26 protein-coding genes are annotated in these 22,550 nt (G+C 72.9%); 14 read left to right on the top strand and 12 right to left on the bottom strand.

The genetic code is table 11. The annotated features are described in order from the left end of the window. Window positions 1-19: 19 nt before the first annotated feature. A complete protein-coding gene (pdxR, locus tag ACZ41I_RS26540; RefSeq protein ID WP_468515200.1) occupies window positions 20-1,429 on the top strand; it encodes a MocR-like pyridoxine biosynthesis transcription factor PdxR in 1,410 nt (469 codons plus the stop codon). Window positions 1,430-1,460: 31 nt separating this feature from the next. Here pdxR and ACZ41I_RS26535 read toward each other — a convergent pair whose 3' ends face one another. Together ACZ41I_RS26535 and ACZ41I_RS26530 are read right to left on the bottom strand one after the other, a co-directional pair. Further along, window positions 1,461-1,703, bottom strand: coding sequence for a hypothetical protein (locus tag ACZ41I_RS26535; protein WP_399775055.1), 243 nt, complete (start codon window positions 1,701-1,703; stop codon window positions 1,461-1,463). Window positions 1,704-1,737: 34 nt separating this feature from the next. Beyond that, complete coding sequence (locus tag ACZ41I_RS26530; protein ID WP_399775236.1) at window positions 1,738-2,769, bottom strand: SDR family oxidoreductase; 1,032 nt, start codon at window positions 2,767-2,769, stop codon at window positions 1,738-1,740. 177 nt (window positions 2,770-2,946) lie between these two features. Here ACZ41I_RS26530 and ACZ41I_RS26525 point away from each other — a divergent pair, with 177 nt between their 5' ends. Beyond that, window positions 2,947-3,831: an alpha/beta fold hydrolase gene (locus ACZ41I_RS26525; protein WP_468515199.1), complete on the top strand. Its 885-nt coding sequence runs from the start codon at window positions 2,947-2,949 to the stop codon at window positions 3,829-3,831. A 164-nt stretch (window positions 3,832-3,995) separates the two neighbouring features. Here ACZ41I_RS26525 and ACZ41I_RS26520 read toward each other — a convergent pair whose 3' ends face one another. Continuing rightward, complete coding sequence (locus ACZ41I_RS26520; RefSeq protein WP_399775060.1) at window positions 3,996-4,661, bottom strand: HAD family hydrolase; 666 nt, start codon at window positions 4,659-4,661, stop codon at window positions 3,996-3,998. A 74-nt stretch (window positions 4,662-4,735) separates the two neighbouring features. Further along, entirely contained in the window at window positions 4,736-5,776 is a 1,041-nt protein-coding gene (locus ACZ41I_RS26515; RefSeq protein WP_363219551.1) for a PHP domain-containing protein, read from the bottom strand. Window positions 5,777-5,936: 160 nt separating this feature from the next. Here ACZ41I_RS26515 and ACZ41I_RS26510 point away from each other — a divergent pair, with 160 nt between their 5' ends. From ACZ41I_RS26510 to ACZ41I_RS26500, 3 genes are read left to right on the top strand one after another with little or no spacing between them, the layout of a single operon-like run. Then, entirely contained in the window at window positions 5,937-6,725 is a 789-nt protein-coding gene (locus tag ACZ41I_RS26510; protein ID WP_468515198.1) for an SDR family oxidoreductase, read from the top strand. A gap of 4 nt (window positions 6,726-6,729) precedes the next feature. After that, the gene (locus ACZ41I_RS26505) at window positions 6,730-7,755 is read left to right on the top strand and encodes a DNA topoisomerase IB (protein WP_468515197.1); all 1,026 of its coding nucleotides are present in this window, start codon (window positions 6,730-6,732) and stop codon (window positions 7,753-7,755) included. A gap of 35 nt (window positions 7,756-7,790) precedes the next feature. After that, complete coding sequence (locus tag ACZ41I_RS26500; RefSeq protein ID WP_363219554.1) at window positions 7,791-8,036, top strand: hypothetical protein; 246 nt, start codon at window positions 7,791-7,793, stop codon at window positions 8,034-8,036. Window positions 8,037-8,045: 9 nt separating this feature from the next. On the opposite strand, the gene ACZ41I_RS26495 is transcribed toward ACZ41I_RS26500, so the two are convergent. Continuing rightward, window positions 8,046-9,281, bottom strand: a complete 1,236-nt coding sequence (locus ACZ41I_RS26495) for a lectin (RefSeq protein ID WP_468515196.1) — start codon at window positions 9,279-9,281, stop codon at window positions 8,046-8,048. Between the two features lie 111 nt (window positions 9,282-9,392). Continuing rightward, window positions 9,393-10,037: a VanZ family protein gene (locus tag ACZ41I_RS26490; RefSeq protein ID WP_468515195.1), complete on the bottom strand. Its 645-nt coding sequence runs from the start codon at window positions 10,035-10,037 to the stop codon at window positions 9,393-9,395. Window positions 10,038-10,278: 241 nt separating this feature from the next. On the opposite strand from ACZ41I_RS26490, the gene ACZ41I_RS26485 reads away from it, so the two are divergent. The 6 genes from ACZ41I_RS26485 (at window position 10,279) to ACZ41I_RS26460 (ending at window position 14,428) form a co-directional block, all read left to right on the top strand. Further along, on the top strand, window positions 10,279-10,473 hold the full coding sequence (locus ACZ41I_RS26485; RefSeq protein WP_363219557.1) for a hypothetical protein: 195 nt from the start codon (window positions 10,279-10,281) through the stop codon (window positions 10,471-10,473). Beyond that, on the top strand, window positions 10,470-10,922 hold the full coding sequence (locus ACZ41I_RS26480; protein WP_468318546.1) for an MrpF/PhaF family protein: 453 nt from the start codon (window positions 10,470-10,472) through the stop codon (window positions 10,920-10,922). Before ACZ41I_RS26485 ends, ACZ41I_RS26480 begins: the two co-directional genes overlap by 4 nt. 381 nt (window positions 10,923-11,303) lie before the next feature. Next, the gene (locus ACZ41I_RS26475) at window positions 11,304-11,564 is read left to right on the top strand and encodes a Na(+)/H(+) antiporter subunit B (protein ID WP_468515194.1); all 261 of its coding nucleotides are present in this window, start codon (window positions 11,304-11,306) and stop codon (window positions 11,562-11,564) included. After that, window positions 11,561-12,298 (top strand): MnhB domain-containing protein, encoded by a 738-nt coding sequence (locus ACZ41I_RS26470; protein WP_399775080.1) that lies wholly within the window; start codon window positions 11,561-11,563, stop codon window positions 12,296-12,298. The genes ACZ41I_RS26475 and ACZ41I_RS26470 overlap by 4 nt, the downstream gene beginning before the upstream one ends. Window positions 12,299-12,308: 10 nt before the next feature. Then, complete coding sequence (locus ACZ41I_RS26465) at window positions 12,309-12,656, top strand: sodium:proton antiporter (RefSeq protein ID WP_363221043.1); 348 nt, start codon at window positions 12,309-12,311, stop codon at window positions 12,654-12,656. Then, window positions 12,656-14,428 carry a complex I subunit 5 family protein gene (locus ACZ41I_RS26460; protein ID WP_399775083.1) on the top strand — a complete coding sequence of 591 codons (1,773 nt, stop codon included), beginning with the start codon at window positions 12,656-12,658 and terminating at the stop codon, window positions 14,426-14,428. The genes ACZ41I_RS26465 and ACZ41I_RS26460 overlap by 1 nt, the downstream gene beginning before the upstream one ends. Here the strand turns inward: ACZ41I_RS26460 and ACZ41I_RS26455 are convergent, their stop codons facing one another. Continuing rightward, complete coding sequence (locus tag ACZ41I_RS26455; protein WP_468515193.1) at window positions 14,429-15,088, bottom strand: DUF4230 domain-containing protein; 660 nt, start codon at window positions 15,086-15,088, stop codon at window positions 14,429-14,431. A gap of 154 nt (window positions 15,089-15,242) precedes the next feature. Here ACZ41I_RS26455 and ACZ41I_RS26450 point away from each other — a divergent pair, with 154 nt between their 5' ends. Beyond that, window positions 15,243-16,190, top strand: a complete 948-nt coding sequence (locus ACZ41I_RS26450; protein WP_399775085.1) for a ribose-phosphate diphosphokinase — start codon at window positions 15,243-15,245, stop codon at window positions 16,188-16,190. A 21-nt stretch (window positions 16,191-16,211) separates the two neighbouring features. On the opposite strand, the gene ACZ41I_RS26445 is transcribed toward ACZ41I_RS26450, so the two are convergent. Together ACZ41I_RS26445 and ACZ41I_RS26440 are read right to left on the bottom strand one after the other, a co-directional pair. Further along, window positions 16,212-16,592: an anti-sigma factor antagonist gene (locus ACZ41I_RS26445; protein ID WP_363219500.1), complete on the bottom strand. Its 381-nt coding sequence runs from the start codon at window positions 16,590-16,592 to the stop codon at window positions 16,212-16,214. A gap of 175 nt (window positions 16,593-16,767) precedes the next feature. Further along, window positions 16,768-17,718 (bottom strand): NADP-dependent oxidoreductase, encoded by a 951-nt coding sequence (locus ACZ41I_RS26440; RefSeq protein ID WP_363219499.1) that lies wholly within the window; start codon window positions 17,716-17,718, stop codon window positions 16,768-16,770. A gap of 71 nt (window positions 17,719-17,789) precedes the next feature. Between ACZ41I_RS26440 and ACZ41I_RS26435 the strand changes: the two genes are divergently transcribed. Next, window positions 17,790-18,758, top strand: a complete 969-nt coding sequence (locus tag ACZ41I_RS26435; RefSeq protein WP_468515192.1) for a GlxA family transcriptional regulator — start codon at window positions 17,790-17,792, stop codon at window positions 18,756-18,758. A gap of 33 nt (window positions 18,759-18,791) precedes the next feature. On the opposite strand, the gene ACZ41I_RS26430 is transcribed toward ACZ41I_RS26435, so the two are convergent. Beyond that, window positions 18,792-20,426 (bottom strand): amidohydrolase, encoded by a 1,635-nt coding sequence (locus tag ACZ41I_RS26430; protein WP_468515191.1) that lies wholly within the window; start codon window positions 20,424-20,426, stop codon window positions 18,792-18,794. A 194-nt stretch (window positions 20,427-20,620) separates the two neighbouring features. Between ACZ41I_RS26430 and ACZ41I_RS26425 the strand changes: the two genes are divergently transcribed. Then, the gene (locus ACZ41I_RS26425; RefSeq protein ID WP_468515190.1) at window positions 20,621-21,082 is read left to right on the top strand and encodes a pyridoxamine 5'-phosphate oxidase family protein; all 462 of its coding nucleotides are present in this window, start codon (window positions 20,621-20,623) and stop codon (window positions 21,080-21,082) included. A 4-nt stretch (window positions 21,083-21,086) separates the two neighbouring features. Here ACZ41I_RS26425 and ACZ41I_RS26420 read toward each other — a convergent pair whose 3' ends face one another. Beyond that, window positions 21,087-21,389: a DUF4235 domain-containing protein gene (locus ACZ41I_RS26420; RefSeq protein WP_399775096.1), complete on the bottom strand. Its 303-nt coding sequence runs from the start codon at window positions 21,387-21,389 to the stop codon at window positions 21,087-21,089. Window positions 21,390-21,417: 28 nt separating this feature from the next. Beyond that, window positions 21,418-22,434, bottom strand: coding sequence for a glutathione S-transferase family protein (locus tag ACZ41I_RS26415; RefSeq protein ID WP_363219494.1), 1,017 nt, complete (start codon window positions 22,432-22,434; stop codon window positions 21,418-21,420). Between the last annotated feature and the right edge of the window lie 116 nt (window positions 22,435-22,550).

Here is a 22,550-nt window from a genome sequence, read left to right as displayed (position 1 = left end):
ACGAGTAAGATCCAGTTCCGTGCGGAAATCCTGGTCCGGTTCACGCGTCGACCTGCATATCGATCTCAACCCCTCGACCGGCCGCCGTGCGGCTCTGGAGTCGGCGCTGCGCGACGCGATCCGCCAGGGGCGCCTGTCCGCGGGGACGCTCCTGCCCTCCACCCGGGGGCTGGCCACCGAACTCGGCCTGTCCCGTGGCACGGTGACCGCCGCTTACGACCAACTGGTCGAAGAGGGCTACCTGACCACCCGGCCCGGGTCGGGCACCACCGTGACCGACATACCGCCCAAGGCGGTGACCTCCGAGCCGGTCACGCCGATACCGGCGGGTCCCCGCCATGACCTGCGCCCGGGGCTTCCCGACGTCAGCGCCTTCCCCGCCCGGGCCTGGCTCGCGGCGACACGCCGGGTGGTCGCGGACCCCCGCTCGATGGTGCTCGGCGCCAAAGACCCGCAGGGCCGGATCGAACTGCGTGCCGCGGTGGCCGACTACCTGGGCCGTACCCGCGGTGTGGTCACGAGCGCCGACCGGATCGTCATCACCTCCGGCTACTACCAGGGCCTGAGCCTGCTCAGCAGTGTGCTGGCCCGGAACGGCGCCAGGACGGTGGCCGTCGAGGATCCCAGCCACAACGCCTTCCGCGCGGTCGTCCAGCGCGCCGGACTCGCCACCCCGCCCGTGCCCGTCGACGCCCACGGCGCCTGCGTGGACGCGCTGACGCACGAGGCCGACGCCGTGCTGCTCACGCCCTCGCACCAGTACCCGACCGGGGTCCCCCTCCACCCCGGCCGACGACAGGCCGTCGGTGCCTGGGCACGTGCCACCGGAGGTCTGATCATCGAGGACGACTACGACGGCGAGTACCGCTACGACCGCCAACCCGTCGGCGCCCTCCAGGGCATCGCTCCCGACCGGACCGTCTACTGCGGTACCGCCTCCAAGACCCTGGGGCCGGCTCTGCGCCTGGCCTGGATGGCCCTACCGCCCCAGCTGGTGCAGCCGGTGGTCGAGGCCAAGCAGCAGGCCGACCTGTACACCGAGAGCCTCTCCCAGCTGATCCTCGCGGATCTGATCACCACGCACGCGTACGACCGCCACGTCCGCGCCACCCGCCTGCGCTACCGCCGACGACGGGAAGTGCTCCTGGCCCGCCTGTCCGGTGTCACGGGACTCGACGCCCACGGCGTTCCCGCCGGTCTGCACACTCTCGTGACCCTCTCCGCCGACTGGCCGCCCGAGCAGGAGATCCTCTCCCGCTGCGCCCGGCAGGGACTTGCCCTGCGCGGCCTGTCCGAACTCCACATCGATCCTCACGGGCGGCCGGCAGGTCTGCTCATCGGCTTCGCGGCCCCGCCGGAACACGCCTTCCGGCCCGCCGTCGACGCGCTGTTCGCAGCATTGCAGAAGCCGGGGACCAGCCCGGAATGAGGAAGGCGTGACCCGCACCGTTCCCCGGCGGTCAAGCCGACGGTTCGTCCGGTGACGGGTGTTCGGGTTGTGCCGTGCCCGGGTGCGGTGCGCCGCGGGGGCCCGAGCCGGCCTCGTCCGTGTCGGGGACGTCGGCCGGGGTGGCGTCGTCCTCACCCGGCCGGTCCGGCGTGACCTCCCACGGGTCCTCGCCGGCGCCCGCCTGCTGGTCGGGCATGTCCCTCGGGACCGGGCCCCGGTCCTGGCCCGGCTCGGGTTCCCGTTGTGCTGCCATGGCGTTCTCCCCTCGGGCGTGGACACAGGGCGCGTCAGCCGACTTTGCGCCCGCGCATCGGCTCGGTCTCCATCCCCGCGCCCTTCTGCAGGCCGTCGAGGAACTCCTGGAGCACCTCCGTCGCCGTGCGCCGCGGCTGCCAGCCCAGCTCGGTGTGCGCCCGACCGCAGTCCATCAGCGGCAGCCGGAGCACCGCGTCGAACAGGTGCGGTGAGGCCGGCAGCAGGTGCAGCCCCCAGGCCGCGGCGATTGCCGACCGGGCCGCCGCGCGCGGCAGCCGTACCGGGCGGCTGCCCAGCAGCTCGCCGAGCACACCGGCGTCGAGCGGCGGATCCGCCGCGAGGTTGAAGGCACCCCGAGCGCTGTGCGTGGTCACGGCGAGCCGGTAGGCCTCCGCGGCGTCGTCCGTGTGCAGCGCCTGCACCCTGAGGCCGGGGATGTCCGGCAGGAACGGCATCAGCTCCGGCCGGGCCAGCGGACCCGGCAGGAAGCGTCCGCCGAAGATCCGGCGCTGTTCGCTGGCGGACTGCCACTTGAACAGGAACGCCGGGCGCATCCGCACCACCCGGACCTCGGGATGGTCCCGCTCGAACACGTCCAGCGTGCGCTCCAGATAGGCCTTCTCACGGCAGTACGCGGCGTCGGGCCAGCCGTGCGTCGGCCAGGACTCGTCCACCGCGCGGTCCTTGGGCCCCGGTGAGTACGCGCCCACGGAGGACGCGTGCACCAGCACCGGCACCCGCGCCGCGGCGACGGCCTCGAACACCCGGATACCGCCCAGCACATTGGTCCGCCAGGTCGCCGCCGGATCGTGCGTCGGCTGGAACGCCCACGCCAGATGCACCACCGCGTCGGCGCCCTCGAACCGTTCCGCGAGGTTCGCCTGGTCGGAGGCGATGTCGACCGCGGACCACTCGGTCTTCGGCGGCGACCACTCGGGCGTACGCCGGGCCAGTCCGCGCACCGACCTGACCGCCGGGTCCTCCGAGAGCAGTCGCACCACGCTCGTGCCGACGTTGCCGGTGGCGCCCGTCACGACGACCCTGCTGCCCGCTGCGCTGCTCACCATCGGCTCCTCTCGGCCCACACTCCGGCGGACGGCCGGGTACCCGGGGCCGGGTGCGCGCACACCCCGGGCATGACGTGGGAGGTAATCGACCGGTGTGCGGGATCCGGGGAGCATCGAGGACGTGAGCGCGACCGAGAGGCGTCGCACCAGGTCCCACCGCCGAGGAGGCACCCCATGCCGTACTACGACAGCCCCGTCGACGGCACCCGTCTGCACTACGTCGACCACGGCCCCGCCGATGGCCCCGTCGCCGTCTTCGCGGCCAGCGCCTACGTCGGCCACGAGATGTGGGAGTACCAGATCCTGCCGCTCGCGGAGGCCGGCTACCGCTGCGTCGCCCTGGACCGGCGGGGCCATGGCCGCTCCGAGAGCCCCTGGTCGGGCTTCGACCTGGACACCCTCGCCGACGATCTGCACGGTCTGCTCGACCATCTCGACCTGCGCGAGGCCACGCTGATCGGGCACTCCATCGGAACCGGTGAGGTGCTGCGCTGCCTGACCCGGCACGGCACCGCCCGCGTGGCCCGCCTCGCCCTGGTCGCCGGTGTCAGCCCGGGCCTGGTTCGTTCGCCGGGCACCCCGGACGGCGTGGACCCTGAGGTGGTGCGCGCCGACGACGAGGTGTTCCGGCGCGACCGGGCCGCCTGGTTCGTCTCCGGGGTCGACGCCTTCTTCGCCGCCCACCTGCCCGGCAACGAGCCGTCCCCGGAGTACGTCCGCTATCTGATCGGCCTCTGCACGGCCACCGGTCCGCGCGCCGCGACGGGCATCCGGGGCGTGGTCGCCGCGCTGGACATGGCGGCCGAACTGCCCGCGGTGAACGTGCCGGTGCTCGTCGTGCACGGCACCGACGACACCTCCGCGCCCCTGGCCCGTACCGGGGAGCGTGTGGCCCGGCTCGTCCCGGACAGCACCCTGAAGGTCTACGAGCGCGGTGGCCACGGCCTGTTCGTCACGCATGCGGAACGGCTCACGGCGGATCTGCGCGCGTTCATCGACGCCGGAGCCGCCCGGGACGGCGCGCTGGCCGGGGCGAAGGCCGACGCCTGGACGCCCTGACGCCTCGCCCCCATAGGGAGGGCCCCGGCCGCGACGGGGGAATCACGGCCGGGGCGCTCAGGGGGCGAGCACGGAGGGCGGTCGCCCCTCGGTGAAAGCTCCAGAGGTGGCCGGTGCAACGAGCGACCACCTGTTCCGGTGAGTGATGTGACCTGCACCACTTCCTATGATGCTCGGGCCAGCGGACTCCCGTCGAGCCCTTCGAGCAGATCGGCGGGATCGGCATAGATCGCCTCCGCCCCCGCCTTCTCCAGGTCGGCCCGGGGAATCCCGCCGCACAGCATGCCCACGCACCGGACCCCGGCCTTGCTGCCCGCCTGCATGTCCCACACGGTGTCCCCGACGAACACCGCCCGCCCGGCCGGCACCCCGGCCAGTTCCAGCGCGTGTTCCACGGGCTCCGGCGCGGGCTTGCCCTCCCGCACGTCCTCCGCGCTCGCCGTGTCCGCGATCGCGTCGTCGGCGTCGAGGGCCCGGCGCAGGGCCCCCAACTCGGCACCGCCGGCCGAGGTGGCGAGGACGACCGTCCAGCCGTCGCGGTGCAGCCGCCGCAGCAGCTCCCCGGCCCTCGGCAGCGCGGGCAGCCGGTCGAAGTACTGGCCGTACAGGGCCTTGTGCGCGGCGCTCAGCTCGCCGTCCCGGCCGGTGTCGCGGCCGTCACCGAGCAGGTGCGCGATCAGATCCGTGGAGCTGAGGCCGACGGCCCGGTGCACCGCGTGCATGGGCACGTCGTGCCCGGCCTGGCGGAAGGCCTCCCACCAGGTGACGACGTGCAGGTGATTGGTGTCGACGAGGGTCCCGTCGACATCGAAGACGGCGGCTCGCTCCATGCCGGCTCCTTCCCTCGCTCCGTCCCGGCTCCTTCCCCGCTGCCGCTCGCGACCGGGTACCACGCGGACCCGGGTCAGGAACCCGTCACCCGCGCCGGTACCCGCCTCTCCCGCGTCCAGTCCAGCAGCTCGTCGGCGGACCAGGTGGTCACCACCCGCTCGGCGGGCACCGCGCACTCCTCGGCCCGGGCACAGCCGAGGATCTGCCAGTCCAGCTGGCCGGGCGCGTGAGCGTCGGTGTCCACGGCGAACAGCACCCCCGCGGCCACGGCCCTGCGCAGCAGCCGGCGGGGCGGGTCCAGCCGCTCGGGACGGCTGTTGATCTCCACGGCCGTACCGGACTCGGCGCAGGCGGCGAACACCGCGTCCGCGTCGAACTCCGACTCGGGGCGCCCCCGGCCCGTCACCAGCCGCCCGGTGCAGTGCCCGAGCACATCGGCGTGCGGATGCCGCACGGCGGCCACCATCCGGCGGGTCATCGACCGGGCGTCCATCCGCAGCTTGGAGTGCACGGACACCACGACCACGTCCAGCCGCTCCAGCAGCTCCGGTTCCTGGTCCAGCGAGCCGTCCTCCAGGATGTCGCACTCGATGCCCGTCAGCAGCCGGAACGGCGCCCACCGCGCGTTCAGCTCCGCCACCACCTCCAGCTGCTCGCGCAACCGCTCCGGCGACAGGCCGCGGGCCACGGTCAGCCGGGGGGAGTGGTCCGTGAGGGCGGTCCACTCATGCCCGAGCGCGGCCGCCGTCCGCCCCATCTCCTCGATCGGACTTCCCCCGTCGGACCAGTCCGAATGCGTGTGGCAGTCCCCGCGGACCAACGCCCGCAACTGCGCCCCCGCACCGGACCGGGACGCCGTACCGGCCTCCTCCTCCAGCTTGCGCAGATACCCGGGCACCTCCCCGGCCAGCGCCTCCCGGACCACTTGTGCGGTCTTCGGCCCGACGCCCCTGAGCGCCTCCAGCGTCCCGGCCGCGGCCCGTTCGGCCACCTCGTCCGCGGGCAGGGCGGCCAGTGCCCGGGAGGCGGTGCGGAAGGCCTTGACCCGGTAGCTGGGAGCCAACGCCCGCTCCAGCAGAAACGCGATCCGGTCGAGTGCGGCCACGGGTTCCATGCACCCCAGGGTGCGACGGATGCCGGTCAGCGGCGCGGGGAACTGCGCGACCGTCACGGCGGACCCGCAGACCGCGACGGCCCGCACCAGGCAACCGAACCCGTTTGCCCACCCCACCCCCGGGTACTGCAGTGCCCAACCGCAGCTGAGGAGGTCGGCCATGCCAAGCGCAGCGATCGTGACCGGCGCGGACTCCGGAATCGGCCGAGCCACCGCCGTCCGCCTCGCCGAGGCCGGCCTGGACATCGGTATCACCTGGCACACCGACGAGAAGGGCGCCGAAAGGACGGCGGAGGAAGTGCGCGGCACCGGCCGCCGCGCCGCCGTGGCCCGGCTGGACCTCACCCGGCTGCCCGAGGCCGCCGACACCGTGGACGAGCTGTGCGACGCACTCGGCCGTATCGACGTGCTGGTCAACAACGCCGGCACGGGCACCATGACCCCCTACCTGGACCTGACCCTCGCTGACGTACGGCGCGTCCTGGACGTCGACCTCATCGGCCCGTTCCTGTGCGGGCAGCGCGCGGCCCGGCGGATGATCCGGCAGGGCGACGGCGGCCGGATCGTCAACGTCACCTCCGTCCACGAGCACCAGCCCCGCGTCGGCGCGGCCCCGTACTGCGCGGCCAAGGGCGGACTGGGCCTGCTCACGCAGGTGATGGCGCTGGAGCTCGCCGAGTACGGCATCACCGTGAACGCGGTCGCGCCCGGCGAGATCGCCACGCCGATGACCGGCCAGGAGGACATCGACGTGCACACCGAGCGCCGGCCCGGCGTGCCGCTCGGGCGGCCCGGCGACGCCCGCGAGGTCGCCGCCGTGATCGCCTTCCTGGCGAGCCCGGACGCCTCGTACGTCACCGGCGCCTCCTGGAGCGTCGACGGCGGCATGCTCCGCATGGGCCCGCAGGCCGGCTCGCACCTCACCGGCGACGACTGGCGGCGTCCCTGAGCCGATGCGCCTGCGGACCAGTTCCTGCGACGGCCCCGGCTACGAACGCGTCCGCTGCGGCAAGGGCTTCCGTTACGTCGACATCGGCGGGAAGCCGCTCACCGACCCCGGGCAGCTCGCCCGCGTCCGCGCCCTCACCATCCCGCCCGCCTGGCACGACGTGTGGATCTGCCCCTGGCCCAACGGCCACCTCCAGGCCGTCGGCACGGACGACGCCGGGCGGCGCCAGTACCTGTACCACGAACAGTTCCGGGCCGAGCAGGAGAAGGCCAAGCACGCGCACGTCCGGCAGATCGCGCGAGCCATGCCGGAGCTGCGCGCCCGGGTGGCCGTCGACCTGGCGGGGCGCGGGCTGAGCCGGCCCCGGGTCACCGCCTGCGCGGTCCGCCTGCTCGACCTCGGGTTCTTCCGCATCGGCAGCGACCGGCACACCCGCAACAGCGGCACCTACGGCCTGACGACGATGCTCCGCGAGCACGTCACCTGCGGCCGCGACGAGATCATGTTCAGCTACCCGGCCAAGGGCGGCACCGAGCTGGTCCGTGCCCTGGTCGACGAGCAGGTCCAGGTGGTCACCCGCGCCCTGCTGCGGCGCCCGCGCGGCGGCGAGCGCTTCCTCGTCTTCTTCGTGCGGGGCGGCTGGCACGATCTGCACGGCGACGACCTCAACGAGGCGCTGCGCCGGCTGTCCGGCACCGATGTCACGGCGAAGGACTTCCGCACCTGGCACGCCACCGTGCTCGCCGCCGTGGCGGTCGCCGTGACCGCCGAGAACGCCCGGGCGAGCGACACCGCCCGGCGGCGGCAGGTCACCCGGGCGGTCCGCGAGGTCAGCCACTACCTGGGCAACACCCCCGCGGTGTGCCGGTCCTCCTACATCGACCCCGCGGTCTTCGAGCTGTTCGAACAGGGCGTGACCATCGCCCCCGTGCTCACCCGGCTGGGGGAACACGGGGACTTCGGGTGTCCGGCCACCCAGGGTGCGGTCGAGGCCGCGGTTCTCGATCTTCTGGACGGCTCCGGTGGATGACCCGTCCGCGCGGGTTGCGTTCTACCCTCGATTGCATGACCGAACAAGCAGCTCCCCACATCTCCCATCCGCGGGTTCTGGTCCACGGCGTGTGCCCGGGCAGGCCGGGCGAGCCGCCGTTCCGGATCATGGAGATCGACGGTCAGGTGGTCGGTGAGGCCAGGACCGTCACCGACGTGCTGGAGGCGGCCGCGTCCTACGGCATCACCATCCACGACCTGGACGACCCGGACGTGGTCCGCTTCGTGGGCGGTGACAAGTACACCTGGACGCCGCGCTGAGCCGACGGCTCAGCCGACCGCCCACTTCTGGTTGGCGCCGCCCGTGCACGGCCAGATCTGCAGGCGTGTCCCGTTGGCCGCGTTGTTCCCGGTCACGTCGAGGCACTTGCCGGCCTGCGGGTTGACGATGTCCTGCGCGCCGGTGACGGTCCACTTCTGGTTCGGGCCGCCGGTGCAGTCCCACAGCTGGACGGGCGTGCCGTCCGCCGTGCCGTTGCCGGTGGCGTCCAGGCACTTGCCGAGCGCCCGGATCGTGCCGTCCGCGCCTACCGTCCACATCTGCGCGGCCGTACCGTTGCAGTCGTAGAGCTGCACCGGGGTGCCGTTCGCGGAGTTCGCGCCGGCCACGTCCACGCACTTGCCGGCCAGGCCGCGTATCGGCGCCCCGGCCGCGCTGTCGCTGGTCGTCACCGACACCGAGTCGACCACCAGCTGCTGCGGGAACGCGGTGCTACCGTCCGGGTCGCCCGGCCAGTAGCCGCCGACCGCCAGGTTCAGGATCAGGAAGAACGGCTTGTTGTCGAACACCCACGTCTTTCCGCCGAGGTCGGCGGGCGTGCGCCGTTCGTAGACGTTCCCGTCCACGGACCAGGTGATCGACCCGGGCGCCCAGTCCACGGCGAAGGTGTGGAAGGCGTCCGCGAAGGCCTGCCCTCCCGGCAGTGTGTAGGCCGCGCCGATGCCGCCGGATCCGGAGTAGCCGGGGCCGTGGATGGTGCCGTGCACGGTGGAGGGCTCGAAGCCGACGTTCTCCATCACGTCGATCTCGCCGGAGTCCGGCCAGTTCACGGGCGTGCCGAGCATCCAGAACGCCGGCCACATGCCCTGCCCTCGCGGGATCTTCATCCGCGCCTCGACGTGCCCGTACCGGGCCTCGAACTTCCCGGCCGTGTTCAGCCGGGCCGAGGTGTACTGGCAGCTGCCGTACCAGCACTGGTAGCCGGCCGGGTTCTCCTTGCGGGCGGTGATCACCAGGTGGCCCTGGCCGTCCAGGGCCGCGTTGTGCGTGCCCGAGGTGTAGTACTCCCGCTCGTGGTTGTTGACGTTGTCGCCGGTCTCCAGCGTCCACTTCGAGGAGTCGACCGCGGATCCCGCGGGTCCGTCGAAGGTGTCGGAGAAGGTGGTGACGGTCGCCGCCGCCGGTGCGGCGGCCTGGGCCCGCGCGGGGCCGACGGCTGCGGAACCGACCAGCGCGGCGGACAGAGCGGCGAGGAGGCATCTGCGGAGCAGGCGTGGGGAGGCCATGACTCTCCGTTCGGCGTGGGGGCTGCGGTGACCTATGAGAATGCCTCTTGATTTAAGGAGTGAGATAACAGGGCGTCAATACTCTGGTCCGGACCTGTTCCTGATTTCTCGTCAGTCCACCGAGTGGCGTGTGCGCACACGCCGGTGCACCGCACGCCCGAGCCGCCGCCCCAGCAGCAGCCAGCCGAGCAGCGCCCCGGCGGTGTTGAGCAGCACGTCGTCGATGTCGAAGGCCCGCCCGGTGACCAGCGCGCCCTGCGCCAGTTCCACCATCAGCATCACGAGCGCCGTGAGTGCCAGCACCCGAAGCAGCCTTCGGGCCCGCGGCGCGAGGACCGGCACCAGCACCCCGAACGGCAGGCCGAGGAGCACGTTCCCGCCGATCTGCCGTACCGCGTCCACCGTCCGCGCCTGCTCCGCGTAGGCCCGCAGAGAGCGGCCCGGGTGCAGATTGCTGTGCGTCAGATGCACCGACGCGGGCGACGGCTCCAGGGTGATCCGGGCCAGGGCGGCGGCGAACGCCACCATGCACACGAAGGCGGCCAGCATCGCCAGCAGTCGCAGGGGCAGGGCAAGCGCAGGTCGCTCGGCCTGCGGGCGGACCCTGCCGGCCGCGGGTCGGCGCAGCACAGCAGCCAGACGCGAGGCGACGCGACCCGTACGGTCCTTCGGTCGCCGCGGGCGGGGCTGCTCGGCCTGCCGCCGCTTCCCCGGCAGGCGCAGCACGGCGGGCAGGCGCGGGGCGGTGCGGGCCATATGGTCCTCCGGTCTCCAACTTCCCTTTTCCGTAAGCCGGTTACCCGGCAACCGGTCCGGGATGCCACCGCGCGGACCGCTCCGTGCGCCCAGGGGCGTTTCCGTTCACGCTCCCGGGGCACTCCGGCTGCGGACCCGCGTGCCGCCGCCCCGCCGCGGGCCCGGCGGTGCTTGGATGCCCCGAGCGGCAGCTCGGACATAACGGCGCGCATGTGAACGGAGCAGACCGAGGAGGTGGTCGATGACCCGGCGTACGTCCCCGCGCACGGCCCTCCTCGCCATCGGTGAACTCCTGGCCTGGTGGGGGGCGCTGGCGTTGCTGTGGCTGGTGTTCATCACGTCGGTCGACACCCTGGAACGGATCGTCGGAGGGAGCGCCGCGGCCGTCGGGGCGCTGCTGGCACGGGCCGGCCGGCGGGCGGTGACCTGGCGGTGAACGGCTGGATCCTCGCGGCGACCGTCGAACTGGGCGGGGGAGGCGCGGCCGCCCTGTGGGGCGTCACCACCGGCCCGCCGGCCCGCCGGGTCGTCGCCCAGAACATGACCACCTCGGCCCTGTGCCCGGCCCTGCTGCTGCTCTCCCAGGGCTACGGCCGCCCGTCCTACGTCGACCTCGCCCTGCTGCTGGCCCTGCTCGGCCCGGTCGGCACGCTCGTCTTCGCCCGGCTCCTCTCCGACGACCTGGAAGGTGGCCGGCCGAGCGCCTGGGCGCTGACCTGGACCGCCGCCGGAGCGGGCGCGGCGGTCGTGACCGCCGTGTGCGTCGCCACCGGCCCAGGTCGGGCGATGGTGAAGGTCCTGGTCATCGGCGCCCTCCTGATCTTTGGCAACGTCATCGCCTCTCGTGCACTGTCGGGCGGATTCCGGGGGGTACGCGGTGGCTGACCTGCACTCGCACGACGTCCGGGCCGGCACAGCGTCCCGGACGCCCGGGGCCCGGCCGCGGGCGGAGGGGGCGGCTGGGGTGTGCGCGGGTGGACTGTCGGGGTGTGCGGTGGTTGGTGTGCGCGCGGGTCGGCTGCTGGAGAGTGCGGTGGCCCAGGTGCCTGCGGGTGGGCCGGGGGAGTGCGTGGTGCCGGGCATGTGCGGGGGCAGGTCGCAGGGGTGGCCGGCGGCCGTGGTGCCGACGGGCCGGTCGAAGGCAGGGTTCGTCGCGGGTGTGCCGGCGGTTCGGCCGGGGTCCGTGGCGGCTGATGCGACGGCGGGGCTGCCGCCGGGGTGCGCGGAGGCCGATGGGGCGTCGGTGGGGGCGAACGGGGGTGTCGTATGGACGACGCCGTGATCGTCGTCGCCCTGCTGCTGATGGCCGCGGCCGCCACCGCGGCGGTGGTCCAGCGCGACCCCGCCCGCCAGGCGCTGGTGCTGTCCGTGCTCGGGTCCGTGCTGGCCGTGCTGTTCACCGTGCTCCAGGCCCCGGACGTCGGCCTGTCCCAGCTGGCCGTGGGCTCCGCGCTCACCCCGCTGCTGATCATGCTGAGCGTACGCAAGGTCAGACGCCGAGGCCGCGAGAAGGAGGACGCGCGGTGAACCGGCTGCGACTCGCCCTGCTGGCCGTCGGCGGCGCCGGCCTCGCCGCCCTGCTCGTCGCCGCCTGCCTCGATCTGCCCGGCTTCGGCGGCCGGAGCCACCCCTACGGCACCCGTGCCGTGCACGCCTCCCTCACCCGGCACACCGCCAACACCATCGCCTCGGTCAACTTCGACCAGCGCGCCTACGACACCCTCGGCGAGATGAGCATCCTGTTCGCCGCCGTCCTCGGCTGCGTGGTGCTGCTGCGTCAGGCCCGCGACGAACACCGCGCCCGGCCCCGGCCCGCCGAGGTGGCCCGGCCGGTCCGCCGCTACGCCCTGCTCGTGCTGCCCGTCGCCCTGGTCACCGGCCTCTACGTCATCGCCCACGGCCAGCTCAGCCCGGGCGGCGGCTTCCAGGGCGGGGTCGTCGCCGCGACCGCCCTGCACCTGCTCTACCTGGGCGCCGACTACCGCGCGCTGGAACGCGTCCGCCCGCTCGCCGTCTACGAGACCTCCGACGCCCTCGCGGTCTCCTCGTACCTGGTGCTGGGCGCCGCCGGAGTCCTGGCCGGCACCGCGTTCCTCGCCAACACCCTCCTGCCGTACGGCACCTTCAACACCCTGTCCTCCGGCGGCACCGTCCCCCTGCTGAACGCGGCCATCGGCATGGAGGTGGCGAGCGCGGTCGTCGTCCTGCTCGCGAACTTCCTCGACCAGGCCGTCGAGATCGAGGAGGAACACGGGAGTTGAGTACACCGTGATGCATGTCCTGCCCTACCTGGTCTCCGCCTACGTCTTCCTGACCGGCTGCTACGGCCTCGCCACCAGCCGGAACCTCATCCACGCCGTCGGCTGTCTCGCGGTGTGCCAGTCCTCGACCTATGTGCTGCTGCTGGCGGTCGGCTACCAGGACGGCGCCACCGCACCCGTCTTCTCCGACCTCCAGCCCGGCTCCCGGCCGGTGGTCGACCCGGTCGTGCAGGCGCTCACCCTCACCGACATCGTCGTCGGCGCCACCGTCACCGCGTTGCTGCTCGCCCTCGTCCTGCAGATCGCCAAACGGCACGGCACGGTCGACCCCGACGAACTGCGGGAGTTGCGCGGCTGATGCACCACCTGCTCCCGCTGCTCGTCGCGGTCCCCCTGCTCGGCGCCGCCCTGCTGGTGGCCACCGGGCGCCATCTGCCGAGGGTCGCCGCCGAGATCACCGGCTTCGTGGTCTCCGGTGGCACGGGCGCCCTCGCACTGCTCCTGCTGCTGAACTCCTCGCCGCCGATGGTCGAGTGGGTCGGCGGCTGGCTGCCCGTCGCCGGTGAGAGCGTCGGCATCGTCGTGGTCGGCGACGGCCCCGCGCTCGGCATGGCCGCGCTGGTCTCCCTGCTGACGCTGGCGGCCCTCGCCTACTCCTGGCGCTACTTCGACGAGCCCCCGCGCGGTCACCGCGGCGCCTTCACCGCGCTGATGCTCGTCTTCCAGGGTGCGATGTGCGGATTCGCCATCGCCGGCGACCTGTTCAACGCGTTCGTGTTCTTCGAGCTGATGAGCGTCACCGCGTACGCGCTCACCGGCTACCGCATCGACGACGCGAAGGCCGTACAGGGCGCGCTGACCTTCGGTGTCGTCAACTCCCTCGGTGCCTACAGCATGCTCATGGGCATCGGTCTGCTGTACGCGCGCACCGGCGAACTGGCCATGGCGAAGATCGGCCGCGGCCTGGACACGGCGGCCGGGCACGGCGGACCGGACGCGCTGGTCCTCGCGTCCTTCGTGCTGGTCCTGACCGGACTGCTGGTGAAGGCGGCCGCCGTACCCTTGCACTTCTGGCTCCCGGACGCGCATGCCGTCGCCCCCACACCGGTGTGCATGCTGCTGTCCGGCGTGATGGTCGAACTCGGCGCCTACGGCGTCTGGCGCGTGTACGGCACCGTCTTCGCCGGACCGGGCGGCATCCCCGCCGCCGACCTGACCCGGGCCCTGGTGACGCTGGGCACTCTCACGGCCGTGACCGGTGCCGTCATGTGCTGGTACCAGCGGCACATCAAACGGCTCCTGGCCTACTCCACCGTCGCCCACACCGGGCTGTTCCTCGTCGGGCTCGGTGTCCTCACCCCGGAGGGCGACGACGGGGTCGCCCTGTACATGCTCGGCCACGCCGGGGTGAAGGCCGCGCTGTTCGCCTGCGCCGGGGTGCTGCTCGACCGGTACGGCAGCGTCGACGAACACGCCCTGCACGGCCGGGCCGGCGAGCTGCGGACGACCGCGGTGCTGTTCGCCGTGGGCGCCCTCGGCCTCGCCGGACTGCCCCCGTTCGGTACGGCGCTCGGCAAGGCGGTCACCGAGGAGGCGGTCGGCGGCCCGCTCACCGTCGTGTATGTGGCCGCCTCCGCGATCACCGCCGGCGCCGTCCTGCGGGTCACCGCCCGCGTGTTCCTCGGCCTCGGGCCCCGCCCCGAGAACGCCGACTCCGACCTGGAGACCAGCGGATCCGGTGAGCAACCCGAGACGACGGGCCTGCTGAGCCGGATCCCGGACACCATGACGACGGTGCCCGCCGTGCTGCTCGCCGCCGCCCTCGCCGTCGGGGTGGGCCCCGGCTTCGGCGACCTGGTCGCCCGCTCCGTCAACGAGGCGGGCTCGGGCGGCGCCCACGCCTCCGTCCACTGGACGCTTTCCGGCGTCCTGCTCGGCCTCGCCTCCACCGCGCTGGCCGTGGCCCTCGCCGGCCTCGCCGTGACCCGCCCGCGGTGGACCGCGGCCCCCGACTGGGCCCGGCCCCTCCGGCGCCTGCAGTCCGGCCACGTCGGCGACTACGTGGCCTGGCTGCTGCTGGGCGCCACGCTGCTGGGGGCGCTGGCCCTGCCGGGCGTGCTGGGCGGCTGATCAGTGCGCCGGGGGACCGTAGGAGATGTGCACCTCGGTGAAGCCGAGCGAGCGCAGCAGCCCCTGGAGCATGCCGGTGGTGTTGGTCTCGGCGCGGGCGGTCAGTCCGCTGCTCCTGGCCGCGTCGCCGATGTGCCGGACGGCGAGCTTCTGCACGGCCTGCTCGCTGTTGGGATTGTCCGAGAACAGATCGCCGAGCCGGTCCAACAGCCCGCGCTGCTTGGACACGGCGTAGGAGCGGTCGGGGTCGAGGGCCGGCCTGCCGAGCCGCGCGTGCGGCAGCCGGAGCGTGGCGGACGTACGGTCGCCGTTGACCGACACGTCCTTCTCGCCGACCCGGCCGAGGTCGACGTACGCGTCCACGGTGCCCGCACCGACGTACAGGGTGCGCGTGCCGCGGATCGCGTCGGGCAGGAACTTCGCGTCCTTCTCCAGGTCGACGACCACCTGGAAGTTGCCCGAGGCGGCGTCATAACGGCTCATGTCCTGGATCGACTTGAGCAGGGCGGGTCCGGAACGGTCGTGCGTCTCGGTGCCGAACAGGTCCTTGATGCCGGGCAGTACGGCCAGCCGGATTCCGGCGAACAGCACGGCGAGCACCAGGACGAGCGCGGCGACGGCCTTGGCCCAGCCGGGCAGGCGCCTGAGGGAAGTCGTCATCGCGACGGTCCTCCTTCCTGCTGTCCGGATGCCCCGCCAACGGCTGGGCCAGACGGATGCGTTGATGCGATCGCACGCCTGACGTACGCGCCGGGACAGGGTGCCGCCAGTAGCATGACGGCCCAGCCCGTGACGATTCTGCGAGGAGCGGATCGTGCGAGACATCGCCGTCTTCAGCGGCAGCGCCCATCCCGACCTGGCCCGCGAGGTCTGCGCCCATCTCGGGGTACCGCTCAGTCCGGCCCGGGTCAGCCGGTTCGCCAACGACTGTCTGGGCGTGCAGCTTCAGGCCAACTGCCGGGAACGGGACGTGTTCCTGGTCCAGCCGCTCGTCCGTCCCGTGCAGGAGCACCTGGTGGAGCTGCTGCTGATGTGCGACGCCGCCCGGGGCGCCTCCGCGGCCCGGATCACCGTCGTCATGCCGCACTACTCCTACGCCCGCTCCGACAAGAAGGACGCCCCGCGCATCTCCATCGGCGGCCGGCTGGTCGCAGATCTGCTCGTGGCGGCGGGCGCGGGCCGGGTGCTCGCCATGACCCTGCACTCCCCGCAGGTGCACGGCTTCTTCTCGGTGCCGGTCGACCACCTGAACGCGCTGCGTGAACTCGCCGCGCATTTCCGCCGGTACGACCTCACGCGCACCACGGTGGTCTCGCCGGACCTCGGCAACGCCAAGGAGGCCGCCGCCTTCGCCCGGCTCATCGGGGCCCAGGTGGCGGCCGGCGCCAAACAGCGGTTCGCGGACGACCGGGTGAGCGTCAGCTCCGTCATCGGCGATGTCGCCGGGCGGGACGTCATCGTGCTGGACGACGAGATCGCCAAGGGCAGCACCGTGCTGGAACTCCTCGGCAGACTGCGCGAGTCGGGCGTGCGGTCGGTCCGGGTGGCCTGCACGCACGGGCTGTTCGCGGCCGGTGCGCTGAAGCGGCTGAGCGAGCAGCCGGACGTGCTGGAGATCGTCTGCACCAACACCGTGCCGGTCCCGGTGGACGGGGAGCGCACGGACAAGCTGCGGGTGCTCTCGATCGCCCCGGCCCTCGCCGAGGCGGTACGGCGCATTCACAACGGTGAATCGGTGAGCGCCCTGTTCGAGCCGTCGTAGAGCGCGCGGCGGGAAGGACGCTCACAGCGAGCCGGACGCGGCCCCGGAGGGGGCCAGGGCCGCGTCCAGCGTGGGGTGCGGGGGCAGCAGGCGGGACAGCCCGGTGACCCGGAAGACGCGCAGGGTCAGCGGGTGCGTGCACACCAGGTGCAGCTGTCCGCCGCCGCCCAGGACACGGGTGCGGGCCCGGTACAGCAGCCGCAGCCCCGAGCAGTCGAAGAACTCCACCGGCCGCAGGTCGATGACGACCCGTGCACCGGGCCGGGCGGTGACCCGGTCCAGGAGCGGGCCGATTTCCGTGGCCGAGGCCAGGTCGATCTCGCCGCGCAGCTCCAGGACCGTGTGCGCCCGGTGTTCGTAGACACGGAGGTGACGGGTGAACGGTGCAGGCTCGTCTCGCACGCCGGCATCACCTCCCACCCGTGCCCGGACGTCGGTCTCCCGATCGTCAAGTTACCCTCGATGGAAGGAATTTGAGCATGTTCGATTGACATATGTCTTCGAGTTTGGCGCTTGTCGCCCGGTAACCGCCGTAGGACGACCGTCAGCCGACCCGTCAGACCCGTCGGCCGGCCCGTCAGTCGACCAGAAGGACCAGCTTCCCCGTGGTCCGTCCGGTGTCGCCCACTTCGTGCGCCTTCGCCGCGTCGGACAGCGGGAACGTCCCGGCGATCGTCGCCGTCAGCTTCCCCGACTCCGCCAGCTCCGCGATCTTCTCCATCCCGGCCCGGTCGGCGTCCACCAGCATGCGCACGGCCCGTACCCCGAGCCGCTCGGCCTCGTCGTGGAACTCCTGGGACCCCACCGGCAGGATCGATACGACGACACCGCCCGGCCGCAGCACCTTCAGCGACTCGACGGAGGTGTCCCCGCCGAGCGTGTCCAGGACCACGTCGACATCCCGCACCGCCTCCGTGACATCGGTGGACCGGTAGTCGACCGGCTCGTCCACGCCGATCTCCCGCAGGAAGTCGTGCTTGCCCGCGCTGGCCGTGCCGATCACATACGCGCCGCGCGCCTTGGCGATCTGCACGGCCACGTGCCCGACGCCGCCGGCCGCCGCGTGGATCAGCACCCGCTGCCCGGGCCGCACGTCCGCGTGCTCGGTCAGCGCCTGCCAGGCGGTCAGTGACACCAGCGGCAGCGCGCCCGCCTGGGTGTGGTCGATCGCGGCCGGCTTGTGCGTCAGGGCCCGGACCGGGGCGATCACGTACTCGGCGTGCGATCCGTGGCCGTAGGGGTAGGGCAGCATGCCGAAGACCTCGTCGCCGGGCCGGAAGGCGGCCGCGCCGATCCCGGTCTCGACGACCTCGCCGGAGACGTCCCAGCCGAGGACGAACGGCGGCTCGCCCAGGAACCCGCCGGTGGCCCGGTGCTTCCAGTCGGTGGGATTGACCCCGGCGGCCCGCACCCGGACCAGCACCTGGTTCGGGCCCGGCTGCGGCCGCTCCACTCGTACTTCCTTCAGGACCTCGGGACCGCCGAGGACGTCCTGGCTGATGGCTCGCATCGTGTTCACATCGCTCATGGTCATCCAGCCTGCCGGGCGGCGCCCGCTCGGGAAATGGCATGATTGCCAAGCTTCGATAGGATCGTGCCATGCATGACATGGAGCTGCGCACCCGGCCGCCGGAGCGGGTGGTCGTCCTGGCCCTCGATGGCGTCTACCCCTTCGAGCTGGGCATACCCAGCCGCATCCTCGGCGCCGCCGACGGCCACTACGAGGTGCTGACCTGCTCGGTCGACGGCGGCCCCGTGCGCACCAATGCCGACTTCACGATCGGTGTCGCGCACGGCCCGGAGATCCTCGGGACGGCGGACACCGTGGTGGTCACCTCCATGCCGCCCGCGTACATCCCCACGCGGCTGCCGGACGAGGTCGCCGCGGCGCTCGCCCGGATCCGCCCGGACACACGGATCGTGTCGATCTGCACGGCCGCCTTCGTGCTCGCCGAGGCCGGCCTGCTCGACGGCCGCCGCGCGACCACGCACTGGCAGGTCGCCGACGTGTTCCGCCGCCGGTTCCCCGAAGTGGACCTGGACCCGGACGTCCTCTTCGTCGACGACGGCCGCATCCTCACCTCGGCCGGAGCCGCTTCCGGCGTGGACATCTGCCTGCACATCGTGCGGACCGACCACGGCAGCGAGCTCGCCAATTCCGTCGCCCGCCGCTGTGTCGTCCCGCCGTTCCGGGACGGCGGCCAGGCCCAGTACATCGAGCAGCCGGTCCCGGTCAGCGGCGCCGCGAGCACGGCCGCGACCCGGGCCTGGGCCCTGGAGCGCCTGGACACGCCGCTCACCCTGTCCGACCTCGCCGGGCACGCCCGGATGAGCCTGCGCACCTTCGCCCGCCGCTTCAACGACGAGGTCGGCCTCAGCCCCGGCCGCTGGCTGATCCAGCAGCGCGTCGCCCGCGCCCGGCACCTGCTGGAGGCCAGCGACCTGCCGGTGGACCGGATCGCCGCCGAGGTAGGCTTCGCCACCGGCGCCTCACTGCGGCAGCACCTGCACGCGGCGATCGGCGTGTCCCCCCAGACGTACCGCCGCACATTCCAGCAGGCCCGCTGAGCGTTGCGGCGGGGCCGGGTCCGCCGCACGGGCTCACTCGGCCGCGTAGACCCGCTCCCCGCCCACGTAGGTGAGCGCCACGGCCGTCTCCGCGATCGCCTCCGGCGGCCCGGCGAACGGGTCGCGGTCCAGCACCACCAGATCGGCGAGCGCCCCGACGGCCACCCGGCCGGTGTCGTCCAGATGGTTGACGTACGCCGATCCGGCCGTGTACGCCGTCAGCGCGTCGGCGAGGCCGAGCCGTTCCTTCGGCAGGAACACCGGTCCGGTGCCGCCCGGCTCGACCCGGTTGACCGCGACGTGGATGCCCTGGAGCGGATCGGGGCTGCTCACCGGCCAGTCGCTGCCCGCCGCGAGCCGTGCCCCCGAGCGCAGCAGCGCGCCGAACGGGTACTGCAGGGCGGCCCGTTCGGGTCCGAGGAAGGGGATCGTCAGTTCGTCCATCTGCGGCTCGTGCGCGGCCCACAACGGCTGGATGTTCGCGGTGGCGCCGAGCCGGGCGAAGCGCGGGACGTCGTCCGGGTGCACGACCTGCAGATGCGCGAGGTGCGGCCGGGTGTCGCTCGGCCCGTTCGCGGCACGGGCCGCCTCGACCGCGTCCAGCGCGTCGCGTACGGCCCGGTCGCCCAGCGCGTGGAAGTGGCACTGGAAGCCGACAGCGTCCAACTCCGTGACGTACTTGGGCAGTTGCGCCGGATCGAGGAAGGTCGTGCCGCGGTTCGCGGTCACGCAGCCGCACCGGTCCAGATAGGGGTCCAGCAGCGCGGCCGTGCCGTTCTCGGCGACTCCGTCCAGCATCAGCTTCACGGCACCCGCCCGGAACCGGCCGTGACTGAACTCGGCGCGCTTCTCCACGAGTTCGGGAATCTGCTCGGCCCCGCGCTCCCGGTCCCACCACAGCGCGCCCACCACCCGTGCGGTGAGCGAGCCGTCCCGTGCCGCCGTGCGATACGCCTCGGCCGGGTCGTCCATGCCGAGGAAGTCACCGACCAGCGCGTCCTGCCAGGCGGTGATGCCGAGTGCGTGCAGATGCCGCTGGGCGTGCAGCAGCGCGGCCAGCCGGTCGGCCGGTGTGGCGGGCGGGGCGAACCGGCCGACCAGCTGCATCGCACCCTCCTGCAGCGTGCCGCCCGGCTCTCCAGAGGCGTCCCGCTCGATCCGCCCGTCGGCCGGGTCGGGGGTCTCCCGGTCGATGCCGGCCAGTTCCAGGGCACGGCTGTTGACCCAGGCCCCGTGATGGTCCCGGTTGGGCAGATACACCGGCCGGTCCGGAACGACCGCGTCCAGCAGCTCCTTCGTCGGCGTCCCGCCCGCGAACGCCTCCATCGACCAGCCGCCGCCGAGGATCCACTCCCGCCCGGGATGCGCCTCGGCGTAGGCGCGTACGGCGGCCACGGTGTCCGCGGCGGTCGTCGTGCCGCTCAGGTCGCACTGGGCCAGCTCCAGGCCCGCGGGCACCGGATGGACGTGCGCGTCCTGGAAGCCGGGCAGCAGCAGCCGCCCGGACAGGTCGACCACCTCCGTGCCCGGCCCGGCCAGGTCGCGCAGCTCGTCGCCGCCGACCGCGGTGATGCGGCCCCCGGTGACGGCGACGGCGGTCGCGGTACGGCCCCCCGGGCCTTCGGGGGTGAGGACGGGGCCGCCGGTGAACAGCAGATCAGCGTGCATGGTGCCTTTCCTGGTCGGTCGGTGGGTGGTGAACCCGGACCTGATCATCGCAACCGGCACGAGCAGCGGCCGTGCCGCCCGCTGCAGAGCGCGCCCCCGCCGGCCGCCCGGACACGCCTTGATCACATTCGTGCGGAGATCAGCGACCGACGGCCACACTGGACGGGATCCGTATCCCGAGGAGGCCGTACGCCATGACCCCACCGCCCGCCCGTACCGCCGAACAGCGCAAGAAGGACACTCTGCACCGGCTGGAGCACGATGTCGACGTCTGGGTCTCCACCGCCGGCCCCGACGGCGGCACGCCCTACCTCGTGCCGCTGTCCTTCGTGTGGGACGGCGCCACCCTGCTGATCGCCACCCCGGCCGAGAGCCCCACCGGCCGCAACCTCGTGGCCACCGGCCGCACCCGCCTCGGCCTCGGTCCGACCCGGGACGTCGTCCTGATCGAGGGCACCGTCCAGGCGGTGACACCGGAGGACCTGCCCGAGGAGGACGCCGAGGTGTTCGCCGGCAAGACAGGCTTCGACCCCCGTCAACTCTCCACCCGTTACCTGTACTTCAGGATCCTCCCGCAGCGTGTCCAGGCCTGGCGCGAGGAGAACGAGCTGCGCGGCCGGGAGTTGATGAGAGACGGCACGTGGATCACCCCCTAGGGGCTCAGTCCCGGCCGCCCTGGTCGGCCACCGGCCACTGACCCGTCGACCGGGCAATGGCCTTCGCCCCCGTCCGGTCGACAGCGCTGCGGACCACGGCGAAGATCGCGCCCTGGACCGCCGCGGCCAGCAGGATCTCGCCCCAGCCGCGGTCCTGGTCGAGGGCGTCGGGCGCGTCGTCCTCGTGCCGGATCGCCTTCCACGCCTGCCGGAAGGCCATTCCGGCCAGCGCGCCACTCACCCAGCTCATCACGAAACCGATCGGCTGGTAGACGAACGGGAGCTTTTTCTTCTTCTGCTTGGCCATGTGTGACTCCTTCCTCGTCGGTCGGCCCTCAAGCGGGCCGACCCGCGGCGGCCACCCGTTCGCCAGGGCGCACCGGTCCCGGCGCCGTGCCCTCGCCGAACGGCCGGCCGCCCAGCTCCTCGCGGTGGTGCGGAACCAGCCAGCCGGCGAGATCGGGGCCGACGGGCACGATCCCGGTGGGATTGATCCCGGTGTGCACCTGGTAGTAATGCCGCTTGATGTGGTCGAAGTCGACGGTGTCACCGAACCCCGGTGTCTGGAACAGGTCCCGGGCGTACGCCCACAGCACCGGGTTCTCCGTCAGCTTCCAGCGGTTGCACTTGAAGTGGCCGTGGTAGACGGCGTCGAACCGGACCAGCGTGGTGAACAGCCGGATGTCCGCTTCCGTGAGGGTGTCGCCGACCAGATACCGCTGTCCGGACAGCCGCTCGGCGATCACTTCCAGCCGCCGGAAGACGCCCGTGCACGCCTTCTCGTACTCCTCCTGGTGGGTGGCGAACCCGGCCCGGTACACACCGTTGTTCACGTCCTCGTACACCTCGGCCATCACCTGGTCGATCTCCTCACGCCGGGCCTCGGGGTACAGGTCGGGCGCGCCCGGGCGGTGCAGGGACGTCCACTCGGTGGCCAGGTCCAGGGTGAGCCGCTGGTAGTCGTTGGTGACCAGCCGGCCGCTGGGCACGTCCACGACGGCGGGCACGCTGACCCCGCCCGGGTAACCGGTCTCTCGGCGGTCGTAGGCCTCGCTCAGGAAGCGGATGCCGAGCACCGGGTCCCGGCCGCCGGGGTCCAGCGTGAACCGCCAGCTGCGGTCGTCCTGGACCGGATCCGCGACGGCCATCGGCAGCGCGTCCTCCAGGCCCAGCAGCCGCCGGGAGATCACCGCCCGGCTCGCCCACGGACAGGCCCGGGAGACCACCAGCCGGTACCGGCCCGCCTCCACCGGCCAGCCGTCCCGTCCGTCGGCGGTGATCCGGTCCGTGAAGTGGCTCCTGGACCGGCTGAACGTCTTGTGGCCGTAGGCACGGTTGCCGTCGCCGCCCATGTCTGCCTCCTCGCCGCCCGTTGCTCCTCGGATTCGCCTTCCCCGTTTTCCGCCGCCCGCACGGTGTGATCCGCCCGCTCGGGGGCAGTCGTCGTCAGGTGAGCGGCACATCCCCG

This window comes from Streptomyces sp. NPDC030799 (genome assembly GCF_055572255.1).
This window is presented reverse-complemented; position numbering and strand designations above follow the sequence as displayed.

Coding starts and splice junctions, on each gene's coding strand:
- ACZ41I_RS26510 (WP_468515198.1), top strand. CDS start 5,937: ATGCCAAGCGCAGCGATCGTGACCGGCGCGGACTCCGGAATCGGCCGA.
- ACZ41I_RS26525 (WP_468515199.1), top strand. CDS start 2,947: ATGCCGTACTACGACAGCCCCGTCGACGGCACCCGTCTGCACTACGTC.
- ACZ41I_RS26420 (WP_399775096.1), bottom strand. CDS start 21,389: ATGGCCAAGCAGAAGAAGAAAAAGCTCCCGTTCGTCTACCAGCCGATC.
- ACZ41I_RS26430 (WP_468515191.1), bottom strand. CDS start 20,426: ATGCACGCTGATCTGCTGTTCACCGGCGGCCCCGTCCTCACCCCCGAA.
- ACZ41I_RS26485 (WP_363219557.1), top strand. CDS start 10,279: ATGACCCGGCGTACGTCCCCGCGCACGGCCCTCCTCGCCATCGGTGAA.
- ACZ41I_RS26465 (WP_363221043.1), top strand. CDS start 12,309: ATGCATGTCCTGCCCTACCTGGTCTCCGCCTACGTCTTCCTGACCGGC.
- ACZ41I_RS26425 (WP_468515190.1), top strand. CDS start 20,621: ATGACCCCACCGCCCGCCCGTACCGCCGAACAGCGCAAGAAGGACACT.
- ACZ41I_RS26415 (WP_363219494.1), bottom strand. CDS start 22,434: ATGGGCGGCGACGGCAACCGTGCCTACGGCCACAAGACGTTCAGCCGG.
- ACZ41I_RS26490 (WP_468515195.1), bottom strand. CDS start 10,037: ATGGCCCGCACCGCCCCGCGCCTGCCCGCCGTGCTGCGCCTGCCGGGG.
- ACZ41I_RS26505 (WP_468515197.1), top strand. CDS start 6,730: ATGCGCCTGCGGACCAGTTCCTGCGACGGCCCCGGCTACGAACGCGTC.
- ACZ41I_RS26440 (WP_363219499.1), bottom strand. CDS start 17,718: ATGAGCGATGTGAACACGATGCGAGCCATCAGCCAGGACGTCCTCGGC.
- ACZ41I_RS26535 (WP_399775055.1), bottom strand. CDS start 1,703: ATGGCAGCACAACGGGAACCCGAGCCGGGCCAGGACCGGGGCCCGGTC.
- ACZ41I_RS26435 (WP_468515192.1), top strand. CDS start 17,790: ATGCATGACATGGAGCTGCGCACCCGGCCGCCGGAGCGGGTGGTCGTC.
- ACZ41I_RS26495 (WP_468515196.1), bottom strand. CDS start 9,281: ATGGCCTCCCCACGCCTGCTCCGCAGATGCCTCCTCGCCGCTCTGTCC.
- ACZ41I_RS26455 (WP_468515193.1), bottom strand. CDS start 15,088: ATGACGACTTCCCTCAGGCGCCTGCCCGGCTGGGCCAAGGCCGTCGCC.
- ACZ41I_RS26475 (WP_468515194.1), top strand. CDS start 11,304: ATGGACGACGCCGTGATCGTCGTCGCCCTGCTGCTGATGGCCGCGGCC.
- ACZ41I_RS26515 (WP_363219551.1), bottom strand. CDS start 5,776: ATGGAACCCGTGGCCGCACTCGACCGGATCGCGTTTCTGCTGGAGCGG.
- ACZ41I_RS26500 (WP_363219554.1), top strand. CDS start 7,791: ATGACCGAACAAGCAGCTCCCCACATCTCCCATCCGCGGGTTCTGGTC.
- ACZ41I_RS26520 (WP_399775060.1), bottom strand. CDS start 4,661: ATGGAGCGAGCCGCCGTCTTCGATGTCGACGGGACCCTCGTCGACACC.
- ACZ41I_RS26460 (WP_399775083.1), top strand. CDS start 12,656: ATGCACCACCTGCTCCCGCTGCTCGTCGCGGTCCCCCTGCTCGGCGCC.